This window comes from Streptomyces sp. NPDC059456, assembly GCF_042750055.1.
Classification (GTDB): domain Bacteria; phylum Actinomycetota; class Actinomycetes; order Streptomycetales; family Streptomycetaceae; genus Streptomyces.
Genome location: NZ_JBHYVA010000138.1, coordinates 6,416 through 15,080, shown reverse-complemented (window position 1 = coordinate 15,080; position 8,665 = coordinate 6,416). Strand labels below are relative to the sequence as shown.

Sequence of the window (8,665 nt, the reverse complement as noted above, 5' to 3'; positions counted from 1 at the left end):
GCCCAGAGCTCTGGGCGCGCCCTTCTTCACGTGCGGCCGCGTACGGGGGTCCGTACGACCGGCGTCATCCGGCCAGGCAGGAGGGGCCGAGGAGCACCTTGAGGTCGCCGAACAGCGCCGGGTCGGGCTGCACCCGGTGCCGGTCGAGGCGCAGGACGGTGGTGGTGCGCGGCCCCTGGAGCTTGATCCGGACCTCGGTGTTGCCCTTGTGGTGGCGCAGGATCTCGCCCAACCGGGTGACCATCGGAGGAGTGACCTTGACCGTCGGGATGGTGAGGACGACGGGGGCGTTGGTGCCGGCCGAGGAGAGGTCGGGGACCATCATCTCCATCGCGACCAGGCGGGGGACGTCCTCGCGCTTGTCGAGGCGGCCCTTGACGAAGACGACGGTGTCCTCGACCAGCTGGGTGGAGACGAGCTGGTAGGTCGCGGGGAAGAACATGCACTCGATGGATCCGGCGAGGTCCTCGACGGTGGCGATGGCCCAGGCGTTGCCCTGCTTGGTCATCTTGCGCTGGAGGCCCGAGATGATGCCGCCGATGGTGACGACGGCGCCGTCGGAGTGCTCGCCGCCGGTCAGCTGGGAGATGCCGGCGTCCGTCTTGTCGGAGAGGACGTGCTCCAGGCCGAAGAGCGGGTGGTCGGATACGTACAGGCCGAGCATCTCGCGCTCCTGGGCGAGCAGGTAGGACTTCTCCCACTCCACGTCCGAGAACTCGACGTCGAGCCCGAAGCCGGGCTCGTCGCTCGCGCCCTCGTCACCCATTCCGCCGAAGAGGTCGAACTGTCCCTCGGCCTCCTTGCGCTTGACCGCGACCACGTTGTCGATCATCGACTCGTGGTGGGCGACCAGGCCCTTGCGGGTGTGGCCCATCTCGTCGAAGGCGCCGGCCTTGATCAGCGACTCGACGGTGCGCTTGTTGCAGACGACGGCCTCGACCTTGTCCAGGAAGTCGGGGAAGGTGGAGTACTTCCCCTTGGCCTTCCTGGTCTTGATGATCGACTCGACGACGTTCTGGCCGACGTTGCGCACGGCGGTGAGGCCGAAGAGGATCACGTCGTCGCCCTGGGCCGCGAAGTTCGGCTCGGACTCGTTGACGTTCGGCGGGAGCACCTTGATGCCCATGCGCCGGCACTCGTTGAGGTAGATCGCGGACTTGTCCTTGTCGTCCTTGACCGAGGTGAGCAGGCCGGCCATGTACTCGGCCGGGAAGTTCGCCTTGAGGTAGGCGGTCCAGTAGGAGACCAGGCCGTACGCGGCGGAGTGGGCCTTGTTGAAGGCGTAGCCGGCGAAGGGGACCAGCACGTCCCACAGGGCCTTGATCGCCTGGTCGCTGAAGCCCTTGCTCCTGGCGCCCTCCTCGAAGATGACGAAGTTCTTCGCCAGCTCCTCGGGCTTCTTCTTGCCCATCACGCGGCGCAGGATGTCGGCCTCGCCGAGCGAGTACCCGGCGATGATCTGGGCGGCCTTCTGCACCTGCTCCTGGTACACGATCAGGCCGTAGGTGACCGCGAGCACCTCTTCGAGCGGCCCCTCCAGCTCCGGGTGGATCGGGGTGATCTCCTGCTGCTTGTTCTTGCGCAGGGCGTAGTTCGTGTGCGAGTTCATGCCCATCGGGCCCGGCCGGTACAGGGCCGAGACGGCGGAGATGTCCTCGAAGTTGTCGGGCTTCATCAGGCGCAGCAGGGAGCGCATCGGCCCGCCGTCGAACTGGAAGACGCCGAGGGTGTCACCGCGGCCGAGCAGTTCGAAGGTCTTGGGGTCGTCGAGCGGGAGGGCCAGGAGATCGATGTCGATCCCCTTGTTGGCCTTCACCATCTTGACGGCGTCGTCCATGATCGTGAGGTTGCGCAGGCCGAGGAAGTCCATCTTCAGCAGGCCGAGCGATTCGCAGCTCGGGTAGTCCCACTGGGTGATGGTGACGCCGTCGGTGTGCCGCACCCAGACGGGCACGTGGTCGGTGATCGTCTCGCTGGACATGATCACGCCGGCGGCGTGCACGCCCATCTGGCGGACCAGGCCCTCGACGCCGCGGGCGGTGTCGATGACCTTCTTCACGTCCGGCTCGTTCTCGTACATCCCGCGGATCTCGCCGGCCTCGCCGTAGCGGGGGTGCGAGGGGTCGAGGATGCCCGAGAGCGGGATGCCCTTGCCGAGGACGTCGGCGGGCATGGCCTTGGTGAGCCGGTCGCCCATGGCGTACGGGTAGCCCAGGACGCGCGCGGAGTCCTTGATCGCGTTCTTGGCCTTGATGGTGCCGTAGGTGCCGATCATGGCGACCTTGTCGGCGCCGTACTTCTCGGTCACGTACCTGATCACCTCGACGCGCCTGCGCTCGTCGAAGTCGATGTCGACATCGGGCATGGAGACGCGCTCGGGGTTCAGGAAGCGCTCGAAGATCAGACCGTGCGTGAGCGGGTCGAGGTCGGTGATGCCCATGGCGTACGCGACGATCGAGCCGGCCGCGGAGCCTCGGCCGGGGCCCACGGCGATGCCCTGGTTCTTGGCCCACATGATGAAGTCGGCGACCACGAGGAAGTAGCCGGGGAAGCCCATCGAGATGATCGTGTCCATCTCGTACTCGGCCTGCTTCATCCGGTCGTCCGGGATGCCTCCGGGGTAGCGGCGGTGCATGCCGCGCATGGTCTCCTCGCGGAACCAGCTGACCTCGGTGTGCCCCTCCGGGATGTCGAACTTCGGCATCAGGTTGCGGAACTTGAACATGCCCTCGGTGTCGATCTGGTCCGCGACCAGCTTCGTGTTGGCGCAGCCCTCCTGCCAGGCGTCCGAGGAGTCGATGGCGTACATCTCGTCGGTCGACTTCAGGTAGTAGCCGGAGCCGTCGAAGCGGAAGCGGTCCGGGTCCGAGAGGTTCTTGCCGGTCTGGATGCACAGCAGGGCGTCGTGGGCGCCGGCCTCGCTCGCGTACGTGTAGTGCGAGTCGTTGGTCACCAGCGGCGGGATGCCGAGCTTCTTGCCGATCTCCAGGAGCCCGTCGCGGACCCGGCGCTCGATCTCGATGCCGTGGTCCATCAGCTCCAGGAAGTAGCGGTCCTTGCCGAAGATGTCCTGGTACTCGGAGGCCGACTTCAGGGCCTCGTCGAACTGGCCGAGGCGAAGGCGCGTCTGGAGCTCGCCGGAGGGGCAGCCGGTGGAGGCGATCAGCCCCTCGGACCACTTGGAGATGGTCTCCTTGTCCATGCGCGGCCACTTCGTGAGCCAGCCCTCGGCGTACGCGTCGGAGGACAGCCGGAAGAGGTTGTTCAGCCCGGTGGCGTTCGCCGCCCAGATCGTCTTGTGGGTGTAGCCACCGGAACCGGACACGTCGTCGCGCTTCTGGTGGGGCTGGCCCCACTGGATGCGGCGCTTGTTGCGCCGGGACTCGGGAGCGACGTACGCCTCGATGCCGATGATCGGGGTGACCCCGGCCTTCTGGGCGGTGTGGAAGAAGTCGTACGCACCGTGCAGGTTGCCGTGGTCGGACATGGCGATGTGCGTCATGCCCATCTCGTTGCACGCGTTGAACATGTCCTTGAGCCGCGCGGCACCGTCCAGCAGCGAGTACTGGGTGTGGACGTGCAGGTGCGTGAACGGCTGCTTGGTCACGGCGGGTGGCTCCTGACGGTGGGGGCGGCGGCAGCTATGAATCCTACGTCCCGGGAGTGACAGATCCGGGGCACGGACGGGTACGGTCGGGCGTTGCAGAACCAGGACGACCCACCCGACGTCCCGTCGGTCAGAACCTGTACCAGCACGTGCACCAGGAGGCACCCGCCATGGCGGTCCCCGAGACGACGAACGAGCAGCGCGCCGAGCAGATACTCGACGTGTTCGACACCGCATTCGGTGAGCTGCTCGCCGCCGACCCCGCGGCCTTCCAGGTCAAATTCCGCAAGATGGCGGCCTCGGCCTTCGCCTTCTACCGCGGAACGGCCTGCCTCTTCTACGCCGACCTGGAGCGCGACCGGCACGGCGGGCCCTACCTGGACGAGCGGACCGGCCGGGTGTGGATCCACGGCGATCTGCACGCCGAGAACTTCGGCACCTACATGGACTCCAACGGCCGCCTGATCTTCAACGTGAACGACTTCGACGAGGCGTACGTCGGCCCGTTCACCTGGGACCTGAAGCGGTTCGCCGCCTCCGTCGCCCTGATCGGCTACACCAAGGCGCTCAGCGACGAGCAGATCAGCACCCTGGTGCGGACGTACGCCGCCGCGTACCGGGAGCGGATCCACCGCCTGGCCACCGGCGCCAAGCACGAGGAGGTGCCCTCCTTCACCCTGGACACCGCCGAGGGCCCGCTGCTGACGGCCCTGCGCTCGGCCCGCTCCCGCACCCGGTTCTCCCTGCTGGACTCGATGACCGAGATCCGGGACTACGAGCGCCGCTTCACCTCCGGCGGGGGCTCGATCGAGCTGGACGCGGCCACCCGCTACAAGGTGCTCGCCGCCTTCGACGGGTACCTGGAGACGCTGCCCGACGAGTCCCTGGTACGGCCGGACTCCTACCGGGTCAAGGACGTGGTGGGCCGCCGCGGCGTCGGCATCGGCTCGGCCGGCCTGCCCTCGTACAACATCCTGCTGGAGGGGCACAGCGACGCCCTGGAGAACGACGTCGTCATCTACCTCAAGCAGGCGCAGACCCCGGCGGTGTCCCGGCACATCACCGACCGGGCCGTGCGGGACTACTTCCGGCACGAGGGGCACCGCACGGTGATCTCCCAGCGCGCCCTCCAGGCGCACGCCGACCCGTGGCTGGGCTGGACCGAGCTGGACGGGGCCGGGCAGCTGGTGGCCGAGGTCTCCCCGTACGCGGTGGACCTGGACTGGTCGGACCTGGACGACCCGGAGGAGATCGCGGCCGTGGTCGCGGACCTGGGCCGGGCGACGGCGACGATGCACGCGGCGGCCGACGAGGCCGAGAGCGGGCACTCGCTGGTCCCGTTCTCCACCGAGCGGGCCATCGACGCGGCGATCGCAGCCGACGAGGAGGGCTTCGCGGAGCTGCTGGTCGACTTCGCCCACGCGTACGGGGCCCGGGCGCGCGCCGACCACCAGATCTTCGTGGACCTGTTCCGCAACGGCCGCATCATGCACTGAGCGGCGCTGAGCTGCGCCGGGCGGCACCGGGGGTTTTCGGCCGCGGGCCCCCGGTCCGCACCGGTCCGGGAACCCGTTTTCACAGGGAGTCGTGGCAGACTCGCGCCGATGGACATATCCAGGGCAGGACTTCGAGGGCTGCGGGCCGCGCTGTTCAGCGCCCTCGTCGTGCTGCTCTCGGCCGGCTCGCACGTCCTGATGTCCCGGGTGCCGCTGCCGCCCGCACTGATCGCCGGCGCCTTCGCCGGTGTGTTCTCGCTCACGTACGCGCTGGCGGGCCGCGAGCGGGGCTTCGGCCCGATCGCCGCCCTGCTGGTCCCGCTGGAGCTGGCCGCCGACACGGTCTTCACCGCCGGGCAGCACGTCTGCTACGGCCCGGCCGGCGGGCCCGTCTCCGGGCCGCTGCGGGCGCTGGGCCTGGACGCGCTGTGCGGCGGGCCGCCGGTGGGCGGACCGCTGGCCGAGGTGCCCGGGGCCGTCCCCGACGCGGTGGCCCTGCTGGCCTCGCCCGGGCCCTGGACCCCGTGGCTGCTGCTCGGCGCGCACGTCTCGGTCGGACTGTGCGCCGCGGCCTGGCTGCGCTACGGGGAGCGGGCGCTGGGCCAGCTGCTGCGCGCGGTGGCCGCCTTCGCGTTCCGGCCCCTGCTGCTGGCCGCCGCCTCGGTGGCGGCCGCCGCCGGCCCGGTGCGGCGGATGCTGCGCCCGGCCCTTCCGGGCGCGGGGGCCCGCACCCGCTTCCCCGTCCATTCCGTGGGACGCCGGGGACCTCCCGTACGCGGCGCGCTCGTCCGCGCCTGACCCCGTACGGAATTCCCCTTTGAGCGAGCCACACCCCACGGAGATCACCATGAGTTCACGCAACAGCCAGTCGAACAAGGCGGCGGCCCGCGAGCGGCTGCGCGCCGAGCGCGAGAAGCAGGTCAAGAAGGACAAGGTGCGCCGCCAGGTACTGGTGGCCGGTGCCGTCGTCGCCGTCCTCGCCCTGGCCGGCGGCGTCGGCTACGCGGTCGTGCAGGCCAACCAGCCGGGCGAGTGGGACAAGGCCGCCGACGCCACGCTGGTCGCGCCGAAGAACACCACGGGCGACAACGGCACCACCGTGGTCATAGGCAAGGCCGACGCCAAGAAGACCCTCGAACTCTACGAGGACGCCCGCTGCCCGATCTGCTCGACGTTCGAGCAGGGGGTCGGCCCCCAGATCAAGAAGGACGTCGACGCGGGCAAGTACAAGATCCAGTACGTCGGCGCGACCTTCCTCGACAAGGCCTTCAGCGGCAGCGGCTCGAAGAACGCCCTGAGCGCCCTGGGCGCGGCCCTGAACGTCAGCCCGGAGGCGTTCCTGGACTACAAGTCGGCCCTCTACTCCAAGGAGAACCACCCGGAGGAGAAGGACGACAAGTTCAGCAAGGACGACTACCTGCTGAAGATCGCGGACGAGGTGCCGGCCCTCAAGGGCAACGCCGAGTTCAAGAAGGCCGTCGAGGACGGCACGTACAACCGCTGGGCGATCGAGATGTCGAAGGTCTTCGACAAGAGCGGCGTCCAGGGCACCCCCACGGTGAAGATGGACGGCAAGAAGATCGAGCTCCAGGACATGACGCCGGCGTCCTTCACGGCCGCGGTCGACAAGGCCATCGCGGGCTGACCCCACCGGATCCGCGCGGGATCCGCACACGATCCACACCGGCCCCGCACGGGGCCCGCACACGGGCAGGTGAACTCCGAGAGTTCGCCTGCCCGTTGCTTTCACGGGGGTGTACCAGCGGTTATACCCGTCAGTAATATGCCGGTCCGTGACCAGTCATCTCCCCTCCCCCACTGCGGCAACTCCGCGCCGCCGCACGGTCGTCAAGGCCGCCGCGGCCACCGCCGCCCTCGCCCCCTTCGCGACCGCCGCCCTGGGCATCTCCCCGGCGTCGGCGGCCTCGAACGGCCCCGCCTTCCTGCACGGCGTCGCCTCGGGCGACCCGTTGCCCGACGGGATCCTGCTGTGGACCCGCGTCACCCCGGCCCCCGACGCCGTACCCGGCTCCGGCGTCGGCCCGGCCACCCAGGTGACCTGGGAAGTCGCCGAGGACAAGGCCTTCTCCCGGATCGCCGCGAGCGGTTCGGTGACCGCGACGGCCGCCTCCGACCACACCGTCAAGGCGGACGTGCGCGGACTGCGGCCGCAGACCCCGTACTTCTACCGGTTCACCGCCGGCGGCGCCGTCTCCCCGGTCGGGCGCACCCTGACCGCGCCGGGCCACGACGCGAGCACCCCCGGGGTCCGCTTCGGCGTGGTCTCCTGCGCCAACTGGGAGTCCGGCTGGTTCTCGGCGTACCGCCACCTGGCCGCCCGCACCGATCTGCACGCGATCCTGCACCTCGGCGACTACATCTACGAGTACGCGAACGGGGCCTACCCCGAGGCGAAGTACGTCGTACGCCCGCACGAGCCGCGGCACGAGATCCTCACCCTCGCCGACTACCGCACCCGGCACGGCCACTACAAGACCGACGCCGACCTCCAGGCGCTGCACGCCGCGCACGCCATCGTCGCGATCTGGGACGACCACGAGTTCGCCAACGACGCCTGGTCGGGCGGGGCCGAGAACCACACGCCGGGCACCGAGGGCGACTGGGCGGCCCGCGCGGCCGCCGCCAAGCAGGCGTACTTCGAGTGGATGCCCGTGCGCACCTCGACCGCCGGCACCGTCTACCGCCGGCTGCGCTTCGGCAACCTCGCCGACCTGCACCTGCTGGACCTGCGCACGTTCCGCTCCCAGCAGGCCAAGATAGGCAGCGGCTCGGTCGACGACCCGGAGCGCACCATCACCGGGCGCGCCCAGCTGGACTGGCTCAAGGCGGGCCTCGCGAGCTCGAACGCGACCTGGAAGCTGGTCGGGACCTCGGTGATGATCTCGCCGGTCGCCTTCGGCTCGCTGCCCGCGCACCTGCTGGCGCCGCTGACGAAGCTGCTGGGGCTGCCCGAGGGCGGCCTCGCGATCAACGTGGACCAGTGGGACGGCTACACGGACGACCGCAAGGAGCTCCTGAACCACCTCAAGGACCAGAGGATCAAGAACACGGTCTTCCTGACGGGCGACATCCACATGGCGTGGGCGAACGAGGTCCCGATGAACATGGCGACGTACCCGGGGTCGGGTACGGCGGCCACCGAGTTCGTGGTGACGTCGGTGACCTCCGACAACATCGACGACCTCCTGCACGTGCCGGCGGACACCGCGTCGCTGGTAGCGGAAGCCGCGATCAAGGCCGCCAACTGGCACGTGAAGTGGCTGGACATGGACGCCCACGGCTACGGGGTGCTGGACGTGACGGCGGAGCGTTCGCAGATGGACTACTACGCCGTGTCCGACAAGCGGAATCCGGCCGCCACCGTCGCGTGGTCGCGTTCGTACCGCACGGCGAACGGCACGCAGAAGGTGGAGCGGGCGTACCAGCCGGTCGGCTGACACTCCGTCAATTCTCTTGCACAGAGGGGCGTGCGGGGGGGGGCGGGCCCCCCCCCACCCCCCGAAGCAACAAAAAGTTTTATTCAATTTGTTTGTCACGGCAG

The 8,665-nt window shown here is 69.4% G+C and carries 5 protein-coding genes; 4 read left to right on the top strand and 1 reads right to left on the bottom strand.

Going from position 1 to position 8,665, the window contains the following annotated elements; genetic code table 11:
• Positions 1-64: 64 nt before the first annotated feature.
• On the bottom strand, positions 65-3,607 hold the full coding sequence (dnaE, locus tag ACFXA3_RS14970) for a DNA polymerase III subunit alpha (RefSeq protein WP_385186868.1): 3,543 nt from the start codon (positions 3,605-3,607) through the stop codon (positions 65-67).
• Between the two features lie 170 nt (positions 3,608-3,777).
• Here dnaE and ACFXA3_RS14965 point away from each other — a divergent pair, with 170 nt between their 5' ends.
• The 4 genes from ACFXA3_RS14965 to ACFXA3_RS14950 all read left to right on the top strand — a co-directional run bounded on the left by ACFXA3_RS14965 (position 3,778) and on the right by ACFXA3_RS14950 (position 8,561).
• Positions 3,778-5,103, top strand: a complete 1,326-nt coding sequence (locus ACFXA3_RS14965) for a DUF2252 domain-containing protein (protein WP_385186866.1) — start codon at positions 3,778-3,780, stop codon at positions 5,101-5,103.
• 108 nt (positions 5,104-5,211) lie between these two features.
• Complete coding sequence (locus tag ACFXA3_RS14960) at positions 5,212-5,901, top strand: hypothetical protein (protein WP_385186864.1); 690 nt, start codon at positions 5,212-5,214, stop codon at positions 5,899-5,901.
• A 49-nt stretch (positions 5,902-5,950) separates the two neighbouring features.
• Entirely contained in the window at positions 5,951-6,748 is a 798-nt protein-coding gene (locus ACFXA3_RS14955; RefSeq protein ID WP_385186863.1) for a thioredoxin domain-containing protein, read from the top strand.
• Between the two features lie 148 nt (positions 6,749-6,896).
• Positions 6,897-8,561 (top strand): alkaline phosphatase D family protein, encoded by a 1,665-nt coding sequence (locus ACFXA3_RS14950; RefSeq protein WP_385186861.1) that lies wholly within the window; start codon positions 6,897-6,899, stop codon positions 8,559-8,561.
• Positions 8,562-8,665 lie beyond the last annotated feature (104 nt).

What these genes read in the sequence shown, in the direction of transcription:
- ACFXA3_RS14955 (WP_385186863.1), top strand. Translation starts at nt 5,951, where the DNA reads ATGAGTTCACGCAACAGCCAGTCGAACAAGGCGGCGGCCCGCGAGCGG.
- ACFXA3_RS14965 (WP_385186866.1), top strand. Translation starts at nt 3,778, where the DNA reads ATGGCGGTCCCCGAGACGACGAACGAGCAGCGCGCCGAGCAGATACTC.
- ACFXA3_RS14960 (WP_385186864.1), top strand. Translation starts at nt 5,212, where the DNA reads ATGGACATATCCAGGGCAGGACTTCGAGGGCTGCGGGCCGCGCTGTTC.